Here is a 15,624-nt window from a genome sequence, read left to right on the forward strand (position 1 = left end):
AACAGTCGGGGATTACAAAGTTAATTACACCACATACGTTTAGACACTCGTTCGCGACTCATCTTTTGCAATCAGGAGCAGACATTCGCACAGTCCAAAGTCAACTGGGTCATTCAGACGTTAAAACCACTCAGATTTATACTCATGTTTTACAGCAAGGCGCAAACGGTGTTGTTAGCCCTTTGAGCAAAATTTTCTAGCTTATTTTGGGGCATTTTCGATTTAGGAATGGCAGCGTATCGATTACGATCGCTGCCATTTTAGTATGATACTTTAATACTCAGTATGAATCTTTATTACTTGGTATGAGACTTTATTACTCTCTCACAGTTATCCATCAACGATTACGTTGCTTGGAATTTATACTTGTTACTTTATCGCCTTTAAAGGTGACAGATACCAAGTATTCGCCGCCAATATCGCCTCGTAGTCGGTAAGACCAAATTTCAGTTTTCTTACCAGCAAAGCCATCTCCTTTGTCTACACCTATGCTTTGCACATCCTTCATTAACGGCTCACCCAGCTTATCAAGTATTTCTATTTTATTCATACCAGTATAAACCAGGTCGCCATCCGCCAAACGGAAGCTTTGCCCCGCAAGCGCCATAGCGCTGCAAAAAATCAGCAATAAGTAGATGACGTTTTTCATACACTCTCCTTGTAGATAAAAATCAGCATAAAAAAGCCCGTACAAGAATAGCTTATACAGGCTTTTTTTATCTAGGATCAATTACAGAGCGGCTTCAAGCTCAGGTAATACCTCGAATAGATCCGCAACCAGACCATAGTCGGCCACCTGGAAGATAGGTGCATCTGGGTCTTTGTTGATGGCCACAATCACCTTAGAGTCTTTCATACCTGCCAGGTGTTGAATGGCACCACTAATACCCACGGCAATGTAAAGGTTAGGAGCAACGATTTTACCCGTTTGACCAACCTGCATATCGTTGGGTACGAAACCTGCGTCTACCGCGGCGCGAGAAGCACCAATGGCGGCACCTAGCTTATCGGCAATACCTTCAAGCAGTTTGAAGTTCTCACCGTTTTGCATACCACGACCACCCGAGATGATCACATCGGCAGCGGTAAGTTCAGGGCGCTCAGACTCGGTCTGCTCTTTTGATACAAATGCGCTGTTGCTAGAAGCAATCACATCACTAATGGCTTCAATCGGTGCGCCGCCGCCCTGCTCGGCAATATCAAAGGCACTGGCACGTACGGTGATGATGTGCTGAGACTCCAACGACTTAACCGTAGCAATGGCATTACCGGCATAAATCGGACGCTTAAAGGTTTCGGCATCGATTACGTCGATAATGTCCGATACCTGCGCTTTATCAAGTAACGCGGCAACACGTGGCATCATGTTTTTGCCCGTGGTGGTGGCGCTGGCGAAGATATGGCTGTAATCGGCACTGAGCTTAACCACTAGGTCGGCACAAGTTTCCGCAAGTTGATGAGCGTACTCAGCGCTATCGGCTACCAGAACGCGACTTACACCACTGATAGTGCTTGCTTCTTGAGCCGCAGCCTCCAAGCCTTCACCAATCAGAAGTAGGTCGATATCGGCGCCAACTTTAGCGGCCGCATGCACTGTTTTTGCCGTTTCCGGCTTTAGTTGACCGTATTCGTGTTCAGCAATAACTAATGATTTCATGACACCACCTTCGCTTCATTCTTCAACTTACTGACCAGGGTTGCTACGTCTTCAACGATCACACCACCTTGACGCTGACTTGGCTCTTCAACGCTTACCAATTGCACGCGAGGGGTAAGATCAACGCCCATGTCGGCAGCATTTTTAACATCCAACGGCTTACGTTTAGCCTTCATGATGTTAGGTAAAGATGCATAACGAGGCTCGTTCAAACGCAGATCCGTTGTCACTATCGCCGGCAGTGTGAGTGCCACGGTTTGCAGACCACCGTCTACTTCACGGGTCACATTCACCTTGCCGTCGTTTAATTCTACTTTTGAGGCGAAGGTGCCTTGCGGCCAACCGCGCAGTGCTGCCAGCATTTGACCTGTTTGGTTATTATCGGCATCAATACTTTGCTTACCTAAAATCACCAAATCTGGCTGCTGTTCGTCAATGACCTTATCAAGCAACTTGGCCACATGCAGTGAGTCCAGCTTATCTTCAGTTTCGATATGAATAGCGCTATCAGCACCCAAGGCTAATGCGGTACGCAGTTGCTCTTGAGCGGATTTATCACCAATAGTAACGGCCACTACTTCAGTCGCTTTACCCGCTTCTTTTAAACGTATGGCTTCTTCGATGGCAATTTCACAAAATGGGTTCATCGCCATTTTTACATTGGCCAAATCCACATCGCTTTTATCGGCCTTAACGCGTACTTTTACGTTGTAATCGATTACACGTTTAATGGGCACTAATACTTTCATATATGCTCCTAATAGAGACGCAGGAAGGTGGGGATACGGCTAAAACCCGCATAATCACTATTTTGACACCACAACCTGACGTTAACGTAAACTTATTTATTTTGATGAAATCAGCGTACTTCCTGTTGACGTAAACGTCAACCTAAAATAACCTTGGAGCACTATCTTTTGTGTAACGATTAATTTGCATTTCGTAACACTTTGACCGTCATCAATAGCAGGGGATTATTATGGTAGAACGTGAGACCATGGAATTTGACGTGGTGATCGTAGGCGCAGGGCCTAGCGGCCTTGCCAGCGCCATTAAACTTGCGCAGCTTGCACAAGAACAACAACAAGAATTAATGATATGCGTGGTAGAGAAAGGCTCGGAAGTCGGTGCCCATATTCTCTCCGGCGCCGTATTTGAAACCAAGGCCCTTGACGAGCTGTTGCCAAATTGGAAGGAGCTAGGCGCTCCGGTAACCACAGCAGTGACCGAGGATGAGATCTATTGGTTCAACGACGAGAAAAGCGCCAAGTCCCTGCCCCACTTCATGGTTCCTAAAACCTTCCATAATAATGGTAACTACATCGTTTCCATGGGTAACGTTTGTCGCTTTTTGGCCGAGCAAGCCGAGCAGCTTGGGGTAGAAATTTTCCCTGGCTTTAGTGCCCATGACCTTATTATCGAAGACGACACGGTTAAAGGCATTATTACCGGCGATATGGGTCTGGACAAAGACGGCAACGAAAAGCCGGGCTATATGCCGGGCATGGAACTGCGCGCCAAGTACACAGTGTTTGCCGAAGGCTGCCGTGGTCACCTGGGTAAGCAACTAATCAATCAATTCGCCCTGGATGCGAACAGCTCAGTGCAGCATTATGGTATCGGCTTTAAAGAAATCTGGCAGATAGATGCGGATAAACACCACGAAGGTAAAGTAATCCATGGTACGGGTTGGCCTTTATCCGGTGATACCAGCGGCGGTGCATTTATGTATCATGCCGAAGACAATCAGGTCGTGGTTGGTTTAATCGTAGATTTGAACTATTCAAACCCACACCTAAGTCCATTTGATGAATTCCAGCGCATGAAGCATCACCCGGTGTTTGCCGATGTCCTTAGCGGCGGTAAGCGCCTGGCTTATGGTGCCCGCGCCATTGCCAAAGGCGGTTTGCATTCTTTACCTAAGATGCACTTCCCTGGCGGTTTATTGGTAGGCTGTGATGCCGGTACCCTGAACTTTGCCAAGATCAAGGGTAATCACACGGCGATGAAATCTGGCATGCTAGCCGCAGAGAGCATTTTTGCAGCCCTGCAAGCGGGTCAAGAACACACAGAACTGACGGATTTTGCAGAGCGTTTTGAAGCGTCCTGGTTGTATGACGAGTTATACCGCTCGCGTAACTTTGGTCCGGCCATGCACAAGCTGGGTAAGTTCTTTGGCGGTGCTTATAACACCCTAGATCAAAACCTGTTTGCCGGTAAATTACCCTTCACCTTTAAGGATAATACTCCGGATTACGCCACCTTGTTACCGGCTGCTCAGGCGCCAAAAATCGACTATCCAAAACCGGATGGTCAGCTAAGCTTCGATAAATTGTCGTCGGTATTTTTATCCAATACCAATCACGAAGAGTCGCAGCCTTGTCATCTTAAACTTAAAGATGCCAGTATCCCTATCAAGGTGAACCTGGCCCGTTATGATGAACCGGCACAGCGTTATTGCCCGGCGGGTGTTTACGAAGTGGATAGCACCGAAGGCGAGCCTAAATTTGTGATCAATGCGCAAAACTGCGTGCACTGTAAAACCTGTGATATTAAAGACCCGAGTCAAAATATCACCTGGGTAACACCAGAAGGCGCTGGCGGTCCAAACTATCCAAATATGTGATACCAATTCACTTAAATAGCTAATCATTCTAGCGGGCTAAATATCATGCTCACGGCGTTGGAATTTTTCGATGTAGAATAACTACATAAGAAAAATTCCGCCTTGTGATCATCTCATTTATCCAGCGCTATCTCTGATCACATACCTAACAGAATTGGTATAAACCTTTTCTACATCCTAAGTTGCAACTGGGGCGTCAGCCCCTTTTTTGTGCCCAAATTCAAACATTTACTATACTATTAATAAGCACTTACGCAGTCGAGGAAGAACAATGCCACAACAATCAGTGACCTTTCGCTTTTTAGCCGAGCCCACCGACGTCAACTTTGGCGGCAAGGTGCATGGCGGTGTGGTAATGAAATGGATAGATCAGGCCGGTTACGCCTGTGCCGCTGGTTGGAGCGGTCATTATTGTGTGACCGTGTCAGTGGCCGGGGTCAAATTCAGCCGCCCCGTACTTGTTGGCCAACTGATTGAGGTTGAGGCCAGTATCGCCCACACCGGCAAAACCAGTATGCAAATCTTTATTCAGGTGCGCTGTGGCGACCCAAAAACCCAGCACATGGTGGAAACCAATCATTGCGTGATCAGCTTTGTCGCTATGGATCAAGCCGGCTACCCGGTAGAAGTCCCCGAGTTTGTCGCCAAAACCACAGAGCAAAAACGCCTCGAAGCCTATGCCATACGGATGAAAGAAATCGCCATAGAAACGGAAAACCTGCTGCAGCAAACCACGGACAAGGGTTAACCCTCAGGGTCCGCCCTCAGGGCTAGCCTTAATATTGTCGCTGGCACCTAAGGCTCGCGCCAGCCCTTGAATTTAACCGGCGCCGCCGATACACTGGCGCGCTTATTTAACACCTAATAGTATTGCCGTGACCACATCTTTTGCCATCGACGCCATAGGCCATATCCGCTCACCCTATAAACAAAAGTTTGCCATTCCCAGGCAGCCACGCTTAGTGGATACCGCTCGCGCCCAGTTGGTGCTGACGGGTGAGTTTAATCACGAAGAATTTGTGCGCGGCATTGAAGATTTCACCCATATCTGGGTGTTGTTTCGCTTTCATGAAACCGCAGATAAAGGCTATTCCGCCTTGGTGCGCCCGCCCCGTTTAGGCGGTAATGCGCGCAAAGGTGTGTTTGCCACCCGCGCCACCTTTCGCCCCAATGCCATAGGCATGAGTGCGGTGGAGCTGCTTGGTGTTGATTATGCAAACGGCCAGGTTATCCTGCAACTCGGTGGCGTCGACCTGCTTGATGGCACTCCGGTGCTGGATATCAAGCCCTACCTGCCTTATTCCGACGCTCTGCCCGATGCCAGCGCCGGTTTTGCAGACACCCGCCCGCAAACTCAGATGACGGTCAGTTTTTCCGAGCAGGCATTGGCCTTTATCGCTACCCTTGATCCGGCGTTGCAACTAGAAACCTTTATTACCCAAGTGTTGCAGCAGGACCCACGTCCGGCCTATAAGAAAAACAAAGAAGGGACGCAAAGTTACGGCATGACCTTGTATGATTTTAATATTCGCTGGCAGGTTGATGGCGAGCATAATCATGTCGAGCAAATATCGCCACTTTAGCGCTTTGCCCACGGGCGCAGCACTGCTAAACTAGCGCCCATATCTATTTACTAATAACAAAACGGAACCTTCATGCGTACCAGTCAGTATTTACTTGCGACCCTGAAAGAAACGCCTTCAGATGCCGAGGTGGTAAGCCACCAGCTTATGCTTCGCGCCGGGATGATCCGCAAATTGGCCTCGGGCCTGTACACCTGGCTTCCGACCGGGGTAAAAGTACTTAAGAAAGTAGAAAACATTGTTCGTGAAGAAATGAACAAGGCCGGCGCCATCGAAATGCTGATGCCCATTATCCAACCCGCCGAGCTATGGCAGGAGTCGGGTCGTTGGGAGCAATATGGCCCCGAGCTACTACGTATTGAAGACCGTCATAATCGCCCGTTTGCCCTGGGTCCGACGCATGAAGAAGTGATCACAGATTGCATTCGTCGTGAAGTAAGCAGCTATAAGCAGTTACCTATCACCCTGTATCAAATTCAAACCAAGGTGCGCGATGAAATTCGCCCGCGCTTTGGCATCATGCGCTCACGCGAGTTTATGATGAAAGACGCCTACTCTTTCCACCTGGGTGAAGAATGTTTGGCGCAGACCTATGAAAAGCTGCACCAGGCTTACTGTAATATCTTCGACCGTTTAGGTCTGGATTACCGCCCTGTATTGGCCGATACCGGCTCTATCGGCGGCAGCTTCTCGCATGAGTTCCACGTACTGGCCGAGTCTGGTGAAGACGCCATCGCCTTTAGTGACGGCAGTGATTACGCCGCCAACATCGAAAAGGCAGAGGCCTTGGCTCCTGTAGAGGCTCGCCCTGAGCCAAGCAAAGAGCTGCAAAAGTTCGACACCCCTAATGCCAAAACCATTGCCGAGCTAAAAGAGCACTATGGTGTAAAACCACATCGCGGCGTTAAGACTCTGTTCGTATATGGCGAAGAAAACGAGCAAGGCGAGCGTGGTCTGGTAGCCCTGGTACTGCGTGGCGACCATGAACTGAACGAATTGAAAGCCGAAAAACTTGCCGGTGTGTTCTCACCGCTGGAAATGGCCAAAGAAGAAGACATAGTAGCCACCGTTGGTGCTCGTCCTGGTTCACTTGGACCGGTAGGCCTTACTGTGCCAATCATTGTTGACCGCAGTGCGGCAGTAATGGCTGACTTTGTTGCCGGTGCCAACAGCGATGATGTGCACTACAGCGGCATCAACTGGGACCGCGATGTAACTGGCTATGAAGTTGCCGACATCCGTAACGTGGTTGAAGGCGATCCAAGCCCTTGTGGTCAGGGTACCCTGAGCATTAAGCGCGGTATCGAAGTGGGTCATATCTTCCAGCTTGGAACCAAATACTCAGAAGCAATGAATGCCGGCGTGTTGGGTGAAGACGGTAAAAACCAAATCATGACCATGGGTTGTTACGGTATCGGCGTTAGCCGAGTGGTCGCCGCTGCCATCGAGCAGAATAACGACCAGTACGGCATTATCTGGCCTAAGAATATCGCCCCGTTCGAGGTAGCCATTGTGCCTATGAATATGCACAAGTCACACCGTATTCCTGATATTGCCGAGCGTTTTTACAGCGAGCTGCAACAAGCGGGTGTGGATGTATTGTTCGACGACCGTAAAGAGCGCCCGGGCGTAATGTTTAACGACATGGAATTGCTAGGTGTGCCTTATACCCTGGTTATTGGCGAGCGTAACCTGGATAACGACGAAGTTGAGCTGAAAAACCGCCGTACCGGTGAGAAAACCATGCTTAAAATCGACGATGCGGTGGCCGCTATTGTTGCCCAGCTGCAACAAGACTAGGTCGCAGGGCGCAACTAAGTAAGCAAAAGAAAAGCCAGTCTCAGGACTGGCTTTTTTAATGTCATTGATAGTCTCGATAAAACTCCCACATATCGACCTTAGTGCCATCATCCAAGACACAATACTGTCGCCGATTAGCAGCTCTACCTTCACTTAGGTAATGTCCGCCCTGCTCAACGCAAAAGCGTATCGCTGGATTGCCCATATCGCCCGGCTGCAATTCGGTGGCTGGCTGCTGCTCGCAAGCGGCAACAACACACAGTGACACTAGCATTATAACTACACGCATCTGTGCCTCCTTAATCCTTGGTATTACCACATCAAATTTTGCAGCTAACGCAAATTGACTAACTCCTGTTATTTATTTCTTATTGCTTTAATACCGATACATCGGGTGCCAATGCCGTTACACGAATTTGCACTCGATAAAACTGAGCCCCTTCTTCGGGCACCTTGATATTAAACACATGACTTTTAAGATCCGTACCTTGATAATAGCTTAAACGTAACTGTTCGCCATGGTAGCTGTGCGCCGGGAATCCCGTGCCGCACTGGGCTGCAGTATCAACATGAGTGCAACTGACATGAGCCGTGCTGCCTTCTAACACCGCCAGCTTAACGTCCCTCAACGCCCCCCCTGTGCGGTTAATAAAGTCGACACCGACAAATGCGTCACCACTACTTATAGTGGACTTGCATCCACCGAGAAAGAACAACAATAGCAGCACCAGCATTGTCATGGATTGTTCTTTTTTTAGACTTCTTATTGTCATTCGCGCCTCCTAGGCTGGATTCTATTACTCTGGGATGAACCTGATTATGGATACGAATAAGCGCACCTACTACCGAGCCGTTTTTATATCAGATGTACACTTGGGCTATAAAGACTGTAAGGCTCAATATCTATTGGACTTCTTAAACAGCATAAAGTGCGACCGACTTTATTTAGTCGGTGATATTGTCGACCTTTGGTCGATGAAACGTCGCTTTTTCTGGCATCCCAGCCATTACCATGTGCTTGAAGCCCTAAAAGCCAAAGCCGATGAGGGCACTCGCGTTATTTATGTGCCGGGCAACCATGATGAAACTTTTCGCCGTTACGACCAGGACACCCTTATGGGGGTGGAAGTGCATCGTCAGTTTGTGCATACCACGGATGACGGCAAGCGCTTTTTAATTCTCCATGGGGATGATTTCGACTCGGCGACCCGCTACAACAGACTGATCCGAGTCGCAGGCGATGCCGCCTATGACTTTTTGCTGTTTTTAAACCGTTGGCATAACCGTTTTCGCCGCCTTTATGGTGGTAATTACTGGTCCCTGGCATCTTGGATCAAGGCGCGGGTTCATAAGGCACAGGCGGCGATAACCGCATTTGAAAATGCCGCTATCCATGAAGCTAAGCGCCAAGGGTACGACGGAATCGTGTGCGGCCATATACATCAGCCGCAACTGCGTGTCAGCGATGGCATCATTTATTGTAATGACGGCGATTGGATAGAAAACTGCACTGCCCTAGTCGAAAACGAGCATGGTCGCATGGAGCTGCTACACTGGTCTGATACACAGCATGTGGTGGCAACCAACACCCTTGCTGAAGTGAACAGTAAGGCGGCTTAAATTAACCTTACCTTGGCCTGATTTGATCCGTCAAAAATGGCCAAGGTTGCATCTCACGGCTAATTAACGTACTAATAATTGTTCACTATAACGACAATAATGGAAGTGAATCTATGTCTGACGAGCAATTATCCACGCAAAAAAGCGTGGCCGGAGACGCCAAGCTGGATACTGCGTTTTTCGGTCACCCCAAAGGTCTGCAAACTCTGTTCTTTACCGAGATGTGGGAGCGCATGAGTTATTACGGTATGCGCGCCATGCTGGTACTCTTTATGACCGCCTCCTTGCAACAAGAAGGCCTGGCCTTTACCGTGGCCTCCGCCGCTGCCATTTATGGCTTATACACGGGCGCGGTGTACTTTTTAGGCCTGCCCGGCGGCTGGATCTCAGATCGCCTCCTCGGCGGACAAAAAACCGTGTGGTACGGCGGCATTATTATTATGTGCGGGCATATTATTCTCGCCATTCCCCACCCCAGTTCCTTCTTTATCGGCTTGATTTTTGTGGCCACAGGTACGGGTCTCTTAAAACCGAATATCAGCGCCATGGTCGGCCAGCTTTATCAAACCGAAGATGAGCGCCGTGACAGTGGCTACGCCATTTACTACATGGGCATCAATATCGGCTCCATGATAGGGTACGGCGTATGCGGCTACTTTATGGAAAATGTCGGCTGGCATTGGGCCTTTGGTGCGGCGGCCGTGGGCATGGCCTTAGGTCTGGTGCAATACCGAATGAGCCAAGGCTATATTGCCGGCATTAATGACAAGCCCGCCAATCCACTGTCGACCAAAGGCGCCTCCTTGGCCTGGACCATCATCGGCGCCTTTATCACTATTGTCGCGCTCACGGTTGTCGCCGGTTACCAGGGCTGGCTGGTGATCAACCCGGTTGCCTTAGCCGGCTCAGTGGCTATCGTCTTTACCATCACCTTCTTTATTTATTTTGGCCATATCTATTTTATGGGTGAGCTCAGCGACAGTGAAAAACAGCGGATGTGGGCGCTGTTTTTGGTGTGTGTGGCCTCTGCCTGTTTTTGGTCTGGTTTTGAGCAAGCGGGCTCATCGCTTAACTTATTCGCCCGTGACTACACTGACAGAATGTTAGGCACGTTTGAAATCCCTACCGCCTGGTTCCAATCGGCCAACTCGATTTTCATTATTATTTTGTCGCCGTTTTTCGCCGCCCTGTGGATTAATATGGCCAAACGCATGATCACCCCTTCCTACAGTGTAAAATGCGCCGTAGGCTTAATTATCATGGCATCGGGTTTCTTAGTGATGTTTTTTGCCGCGCAATACGCCGCAGATGGCTTAAAAGTGGCACCTTACTGGCTTATTACCACCTACTTCCTGCATACCGTGGGGGAGCTCTGTTTAAGTCCGGTGGCCCTCAGTGCCGTGAGTCGCCTCTCGCCAGCCCGCTATGTTGGTCAAATGATGGGGGTCTTCGTACTGACCTATTCCATCGGCAATATTATCTCGGGCTTATTGGCTGGTTCTTTCGACCCGGAAAATGTCCAGCAAATCCCGGGCTTATACATGCAAATCGCGCTATTTAGCATAGGGGTGGGTATTGTTCTGGTGCTGATTAACTTTAAAGCCAAGTTTTGGGAGCGCGCCAACGGCGGCGACGAGCCCATGCTCGATGACAACCCCAGTGAACAGCCCGCAGAGCAAAAAGTGTAATTAATAACCAATCTAACTAGGCCTCTGAATTCAGAGGCCTTTTTCATTGCAAAAGCAAGCAAGGCGCGGCTTAGTGGCCCAACCAGTCACATAAAAATACACTCTGTTACGCATAAGTATGAATTGTTTTGGCATATTAGGTATCATTGCCCCGAATTTTTATGCAGTATCAGGTAGTAGTATATGAACTCCTCTCACCAAGTCCTTGGCGCCAGCGCCTCGGCAACAGCAAGTTCATGGAATCGTCATGACACCCATTGGCTGCTTAGCCTTTTTGGCACCGCCGTCGGCGCGGGTATTTTATTCTTACCCATAAATGTAGGCTTAGGAGGGTTTTGGCCCTTAGTGATTATGGCGTTGGCCGCCTTCCCCATGACCTACCTAGCACACCGAGGCTTGGCGCGCTTCGTGCTCTCGTCAAAGAAGGATGACAGTGATTTTACCGATGTAGTGCAGGAACACTTTGGTGCCACCGCAGGGCGCCTGATCTCCCTACTCTATTTTCTATCCATCTTCCCGATTCTGTTGATCTATGGCGTAGGCCTGACCAACACTGTGGATGACTTTATCGTCAATCAGCTCGGTATGAGCTCACCGCCGCGTGCAGTGCTCTCAGGTGTCCTGGTGGCGGCCATGGTAGCTGTGATGTTAGGCGGCGAGAAGCTGATGTTGCGGGCCTTCGCATTTTTGGTTTACCCCTTGGTGGCGGTCTTGTTCGGCCTATCCCTGTACCTTATTCCCCACTGGCAAATGCCCTCAATGGACATTAGCAGCGCCCCTGAGCTGGCGACCAACCTCTGGCTAGCGGTACCGGTGATCGTTTTTTCATTTAGCCACGCCGCCGCAATTTCCAGCTTTGCCAATGCCCAGCGTCGCCACTACGGTGAGCATGCTCGCGCCAAATCAGACAAGATCTTAAAGTACACGGCCATTATGCTGATAAGCTTTGTCCTGCTGTTTGTGTTTTCCTGCGTGTTTGCACTATCAAGCGAGGAGCTGCTAGCGGCCAAGGAAGCCAATATTTCAGTACTTTCTTATTTGGCGAATACCTATAACAACCCGCTGCTTGCCTATGTTGGCCCGCTGGTTGCCTTTGTTGCCATTACCTCATCTTTCTTCGGCCACTTTTTGGGTGCCCGTGAAAGCTTTAATGGCCTGGTAGTAAAACACTCGTCATTAAGCTATCGCGGCGCCGATAAACTGGGTGTAGCCTTGATGTTTGTAGCGATTTGGATTTGTGCCATCTATAACCCCAGCATACTGGGAATGATGGAAGCGATTTCCGGCCCTATTATCGCCATGATCCTCTTTATCATGCCCATGATTGCCGTTTATAAGGTTCCAGCACTGGCGCAGTATCGCGGTAAGTTGAGTACCTTGTTTGTATTGCTAGTGGGCGCACTGGCAGTGTCTGCTTTGGTATATAGCCTGTTGAGTTAATTTAACTTTGTTCAATGCCTTTAAAAAAAATCCACCCGCATAGCAGGTGGATTTTTTATTTGTAAGGCTTAAATTCAATTAGAAATTAACCGTTACTTCCGGTGAACAGTTTTGCGTACCGGACTCGCAAACCTTGTAGACGAAAGAGCCACCGCCACCGAAGGAGTCGGTATAGGCGCCATCATTGGCCGTGGTAAAGGTTACCGTGTCGCGGTTTTTAGTGCGATACACATCCACATTACTGCCGTTTGCATTGCTCCAGGTTAAATCCACATAACGCGTGCCTCTGGAGGCATAACCGGATGCCTGCAAGGTAATGTCGCTGGTAGCGCCGCCGGTGACGGTGACAACTTGCGTGCTGCTATCCGACGCGCCATCATTATCCGTCACTGTCAGTGTCACATTATAGCTGCCATCGGCGCTGTAATTGTGGGAGGTCGCCTGGCCACTGGCCGTGCTACCATCACCAAAGTCCCAGCTGTAGCTGCTGATGCTGCCATCGCTGTCGGAGCTAAGGCTGGCGTCAAAATCACAGCTCAGATCCGTGCAGCTGTAGCTGAACTCACTGGTTGGCGGCGTATTGGGCGTGCCGCCGCCATCATAGTTACCGACCAGAGACACGCCGGAGAAGCTGCTGTAACCCAGTACCATTACGTAATAGTTGCCTGTCTGTGGCGAGGTAAAGCTACAGCTTTCATTGTTACCACTTGAATACGGACGACAATCGTAACTGCTGGCGGTAGGCTTAGAGCCAAACTTAACATAGAGATCGGCATCACCGCTGCCACCGGACATATCGAACACCAGGTTGGAAGCGCCTGAGGGCACGGCCATCTTGTATTCAAATGCATCACCGCTGGCTCCAGCAAGATTCTCTACCGGCACGCCGTTAACTAAATCTTCCGGCTCTGGAGGCTCAGGGAGATTGCCAACGTCACAGCCATCGGCAAACAGGTCAAACATCGCCTTAGCCTTGACTATGCCCCAGCCATAATTGTTATCTCTTCCTGCGCTGCCACGGTCTTCTGCTGACAGTGCCATGGCGGTACGCACCTGATCGTTGCTACAACTTGGATAATGGCTCCATACCAGCGCGGCGACGCCAGCCACATGAGGGGTGGCCATAGACGTGCCACTCCAGGCCGCATAACTGTTATTCGGCAAGGTTGAATTAACTGCCACACCGGGCGCGGCGATCTCCACCTGGCTGTTGTATTGGGAGAAGTTGGCTTTATTACCGTTAGAGTCCACCGCAGCAACCGACATCACGGAATCGTAAGAGGCCGGATAAGACATGCTGCTGTTACCGTCATTACCTGCCGCAGCGATAGAAAGCAGACCATTGGCGTGGGCATTATCAAATGCCGCTTGCTCGGCACTGCTTGAGCCGCTGCCACCCAAACTCATGCTGATCACCTTGGCGCCGGCCGCCATACATTGATCGACCGCTGCGACCAGATCCGAGCCATAAGCCCATTGGCCGTTACTATTGAATACCTTGACCATATGCAGGCTTAAATTACCGCTGGGGTTCACACCCACAACCCCGGTGCCATTACCGCCTAGAGCAGCTATGGTGCCCGAGACATGGGTGCCGTGGCCATGACCATCCTCATACCAGTTGCCGGAATTATAGTTATCGTATCCGTCATCGCCGGTTACGCCGGTATTGGGCAGGTCTTCATGGCCAAGGTCGTAACCGGTATCCATGATACAGACCTTCATATTTCCGGTAAGGGCATCACTGACTTGATCCGCCTGAACCATAGAAATGCCATAGGGTGTGCTTTCGGCCATCAAATAGCGCTTTTGATCGACCTCGATAAACTCTATGTCTTTTCTGCTCTTAAATTGTTTAGCCGCTTGCGCAGGAAGCGTAACGGCAACGAGTTGATGCTTATCGAGTTCACGCTCAACCTTACCTCGACTATTGCTTAGCGCCGTCATTACCGAGGCTTTTTGACCTGGTTTGAATTTTACTATGTAGCGTTGCTCTTCATTGGCCGCCTGTGCGGTGCCCGCAAGTGATAACGCAGACAGTACTGCAGACACAACCAGGGGTCGTTTTATTTTCAGCATAGATGGATTCCTAAGATAGATTTATAAGTTTTCCTTCATCGGGCCGGGTTAACTGGAACCTCTTGCGCTAACTCAACCCTGCTATTCGCCACTTATGTTTACGGCTTTTTGTTAATATAAAGTGAACAAATATCGAACAGAGTATAGCAGGCGATTTTATAGGCGAAAGAAATCGGCGTATAAATTGTTCATTTTTTAGGAACTAAAGCGGGAGGCAGAAGGAAAAGACGTTCAGATTAGCAACCGATCAGTACGCAAAAAAGTACCAGAACCTAAATCAGAAAAACCATATTGCAATGGAATGTCTATGGGGTATCGGTGGCCTATTCACGTCCTTGTGAATATTCAGTAATGACCGGCTAAAATACGCTTTTTAACGCAAATAACGTCTGCCCCAGTGCCGGGACGTTGGCACAGATGGGGATTAGCCGTAAAGTCAGAGGCCACAGATGCCCTGGTACATGGGCTATTGACTGCTTACTAAACTCCAAAGGATAGTCAAAATAAACCAGTAAATAGAGTACATTAGCCAGACCAATGCGGTAGCCATTTAATTTATACTCACTTTGATCCTTAAGCACTAAGGCTAGCTGATTCACCGAGGACCTCGCCCCAGAGCTGCCCACATCATGGTCGTGAGTCAAGGTGTAGTAAACCTTTACCTTGGCAATATCCTGGCGAGATAAAACGGCCGTTTTACTTAACTGAGCACATGCCAATGGGCTTATCTCAATTTGCTCTGCACTCAAAGTCATCAACTTTTTCTTATCGGCGCCAAAAGTGCGCCAAAAGACAATGCGCTTAAGCACCAAGACGCCAACTAAGGCCGGAAAATAGATAAATACAAAGGCTCTAAGGCCAAAATGGGGCTCAAGGATAAAAGGCAGCGGCGCTAACGCCAGTACCATAAGGGCAAACAGCCATTCCTTTTTTGGCGAAAGCGTTGCCAGCAGCCTAAGTAATGGCAGCTTAATAACACTGTGCGGGGAAAGCCCCTTTTGCCCTTTAAAATGGACGTAGGAAAACCACACAGGATCGGTAAGTTCAAGCTTCATAATTGAATTAACAGTTAATTTAAGACATTCATCATGACCCAACGGCCACCGATTTGCGCAAACTTACACTGCCCGC

Annotated in this window: 15 protein-coding genes; 8 read left to right on the forward strand and 7 right to left on the reverse strand. The window is 49.3% G+C overall.

Features of this window, described 5'->3' with window-relative positions; all coding sequences use genetic code 11:
* The coding region (locus C2M35_RS07275; RefSeq protein WP_158677933.1) for a tyrosine-type recombinase/integrase at nt 1-200 on the forward strand (200 nt) is incomplete at its 5' end.
* A gap of 137 nt (nt 201-337) precedes the next feature.
* Here the strand turns inward: C2M35_RS07275 and C2M35_RS07280 are convergent.
* The 3 genes from C2M35_RS07280 to C2M35_RS07290 form a co-directional block, all read right to left on the reverse strand.
* Nucleotides 338-649 (reverse strand): DUF2845 domain-containing protein, encoded by a 312-nt coding sequence (locus C2M35_RS07280; protein ID WP_158677934.1) that lies wholly within the window; start codon nt 647-649, stop codon nt 338-340.
* An 81-nt stretch (nt 650-730) separates the two neighbouring features.
* Nucleotides 731-1,657: an electron transfer flavoprotein subunit alpha/FixB family protein gene (locus C2M35_RS07285; RefSeq protein WP_105264966.1), complete on the reverse strand. Its 927-nt coding sequence runs from the start codon at nt 1,655-1,657 to the stop codon at nt 731-733.
* A complete protein-coding gene (locus C2M35_RS07290; protein WP_105199915.1) occupies nt 1,654-2,406 on the reverse strand; it encodes an electron transfer flavoprotein subunit beta/FixA family protein in 753 nt (250 codons plus the stop codon). Before C2M35_RS07290 ends, C2M35_RS07285 begins: the two co-directional genes overlap by 4 nt.
* Nucleotides 2,407-2,636: 230 nt before the next feature.
* Between C2M35_RS07290 and C2M35_RS07295 the strand changes: the two genes are divergently transcribed.
* The 4 genes from C2M35_RS07295 to C2M35_RS07310 all read left to right on the forward strand — a co-directional run bounded on the left by C2M35_RS07295 (nt 2,637) and on the right by C2M35_RS07310 (nt 7,666).
* On the forward strand, nt 2,637-4,283 hold the full coding sequence (locus C2M35_RS07295; RefSeq protein ID WP_105264967.1) for an electron transfer flavoprotein-ubiquinone oxidoreductase: 1,647 nt from the start codon (nt 2,637-2,639) through the stop codon (nt 4,281-4,283).
* 271 nt (nt 4,284-4,554) lie between these two features.
* Nucleotides 4,555-5,031: an acyl-CoA thioesterase gene (locus C2M35_RS07300; protein ID WP_105199913.1), complete on the forward strand. Its 477-nt coding sequence runs from the start codon at nt 4,555-4,557 to the stop codon at nt 5,029-5,031.
* 127 nt (nt 5,032-5,158) lie between these two features.
* Complete coding sequence (gene tsaA, locus C2M35_RS07305) at nt 5,159-5,866, forward strand: tRNA (N6-threonylcarbamoyladenosine(37)-N6)-methyltransferase TrmO (RefSeq protein ID WP_105264968.1); 708 nt, start codon at nt 5,159-5,161, stop codon at nt 5,864-5,866.
* Between the two features lie 72 nt (nt 5,867-5,938).
* Nucleotides 5,939-7,666, forward strand: a complete 1,728-nt coding sequence (locus C2M35_RS07310; RefSeq protein WP_105264969.1) for a proline--tRNA ligase — start codon at nt 5,939-5,941, stop codon at nt 7,664-7,666.
* Nucleotides 7,667-7,727: 61 nt separating this feature from the next.
* Here C2M35_RS07310 and C2M35_RS07315 read toward each other — a convergent pair whose 3' ends face one another.
* Together C2M35_RS07315 and C2M35_RS07320 are read right to left on the reverse strand one after the other, a co-directional pair.
* The gene (locus C2M35_RS07315; RefSeq protein ID WP_105199910.1) at nt 7,728-7,955 is read right to left on the reverse strand and encodes a DUF333 domain-containing protein; all 228 of its coding nucleotides are present in this window, start codon (nt 7,953-7,955) and stop codon (nt 7,728-7,730) included.
* 79 nt (nt 7,956-8,034) lie between these two features.
* Complete coding sequence (locus tag C2M35_RS07320; protein ID WP_105264970.1) at nt 8,035-8,439, reverse strand: hypothetical protein; 405 nt, start codon at nt 8,437-8,439, stop codon at nt 8,035-8,037.
* A gap of 46 nt (nt 8,440-8,485) precedes the next feature.
* On the opposite strand from C2M35_RS07320, the gene C2M35_RS07325 reads away from it, so the two are divergent.
* From C2M35_RS07325 to C2M35_RS07335, 3 genes are all read left to right on the forward strand, one after another.
* A complete protein-coding gene (locus C2M35_RS07325) occupies nt 8,486-9,286 on the forward strand; it encodes a UDP-2,3-diacylglucosamine diphosphatase (RefSeq protein WP_105199927.1) in 801 nt (266 codons plus the stop codon).
* A gap of 113 nt (nt 9,287-9,399) precedes the next feature.
* On the forward strand, nt 9,400-10,974 hold the full coding sequence (locus tag C2M35_RS07330; protein WP_105259194.1) for a peptide MFS transporter: 1,575 nt from the start codon (nt 9,400-9,402) through the stop codon (nt 10,972-10,974).
* 183 nt (nt 10,975-11,157) lie between these two features.
* On the forward strand, nt 11,158-12,414 hold the full coding sequence (locus tag C2M35_RS07335; RefSeq protein ID WP_105199907.1) for an aromatic amino acid transport family protein: 1,257 nt from the start codon (nt 11,158-11,160) through the stop codon (nt 12,412-12,414).
* A gap of 78 nt (nt 12,415-12,492) precedes the next feature.
* Here C2M35_RS07335 and C2M35_RS15915 read toward each other — a convergent pair whose 3' ends face one another.
* Nucleotides 12,493-14,493, reverse strand: a complete 2,001-nt coding sequence (locus C2M35_RS15915) for a S8 family serine peptidase (RefSeq protein ID WP_105264971.1) — start codon at nt 14,491-14,493, stop codon at nt 12,493-12,495.
* A 359-nt stretch (nt 14,494-14,852) separates the two neighbouring features.
* Nucleotides 14,853-15,548, reverse strand: a complete 696-nt coding sequence (locus C2M35_RS07345; RefSeq protein WP_105264972.1) for a hypothetical protein — start codon at nt 15,546-15,548, stop codon at nt 14,853-14,855.
* Nucleotides 15,549-15,624 lie beyond the last annotated feature (76 nt).

This window comes from Pseudoalteromonas sp. T1lg76, assembly GCF_002964725.1.
Lineage (GTDB): Bacteria > Pseudomonadota > Gammaproteobacteria > Enterobacterales > Alteromonadaceae > Pseudoalteromonas.

What these genes read in the sequence shown, in the direction of transcription:
- C2M35_RS07315 (WP_105199910.1), bottom strand. Translation starts at nt 7,955, where the DNA reads ATGCGTGTAGTTATAATGCTAGTGTCACTGTGTGTTGTTGCCGCTTGC.
- C2M35_RS07290 (WP_105199915.1), bottom strand. Translation starts at nt 2,406, where the DNA reads ATGAAAGTATTAGTGCCCATTAAACGTGTAATCGATTACAACGTAAAA.
- C2M35_RS07325 (WP_105199927.1), top strand. Translation starts at nt 8,486, where the DNA reads ATGGATACGAATAAGCGCACCTACTACCGAGCCGTTTTTATATCAGAT.
- C2M35_RS07300 (WP_105199913.1), top strand. Translation starts at nt 4,555, where the DNA reads ATGCCACAACAATCAGTGACCTTTCGCTTTTTAGCCGAGCCCACCGAC.
- C2M35_RS07280 (WP_158677934.1), bottom strand. Translation starts at nt 649, where the DNA reads ATGAAAAACGTCATCTACTTATTGCTGATTTTTTGCAGCGCTATGGCG.
- C2M35_RS07345 (WP_105264972.1), bottom strand. Translation starts at nt 15,548, where the DNA reads ATGAAGCTTGAACTTACCGATCCTGTGTGGTTTTCCTACGTCCATTTT.
- C2M35_RS15915 (WP_105264971.1), bottom strand. Translation starts at nt 14,493, where the DNA reads ATGCTGAAAATAAAACGACCCCTGGTTGTGTCTGCAGTACTGTCTGCG.
- C2M35_RS07320 (WP_105264970.1), bottom strand. Translation starts at nt 8,439, where the DNA reads ATGACAATAAGAAGTCTAAAAAAAGAACAATCCATGACAATGCTGGTG.
- C2M35_RS07295 (WP_105264967.1), top strand. Translation starts at nt 2,637, where the DNA reads ATGGTAGAACGTGAGACCATGGAATTTGACGTGGTGATCGTAGGCGCA.
- C2M35_RS07285 (WP_105264966.1), bottom strand. Translation starts at nt 1,657, where the DNA reads ATGAAATCATTAGTTATTGCTGAACACGAATACGGTCAACTAAAGCCG.
- C2M35_RS07330 (WP_105259194.1), top strand. Translation starts at nt 9,400, where the DNA reads ATGTCTGACGAGCAATTATCCACGCAAAAAAGCGTGGCCGGAGACGCC.
- C2M35_RS07310 (WP_105264969.1), top strand. Translation starts at nt 5,939, where the DNA reads ATGCGTACCAGTCAGTATTTACTTGCGACCCTGAAAGAAACGCCTTCA.
- C2M35_RS07335 (WP_105199907.1), top strand. Translation starts at nt 11,158, where the DNA reads ATGAACTCCTCTCACCAAGTCCTTGGCGCCAGCGCCTCGGCAACAGCA.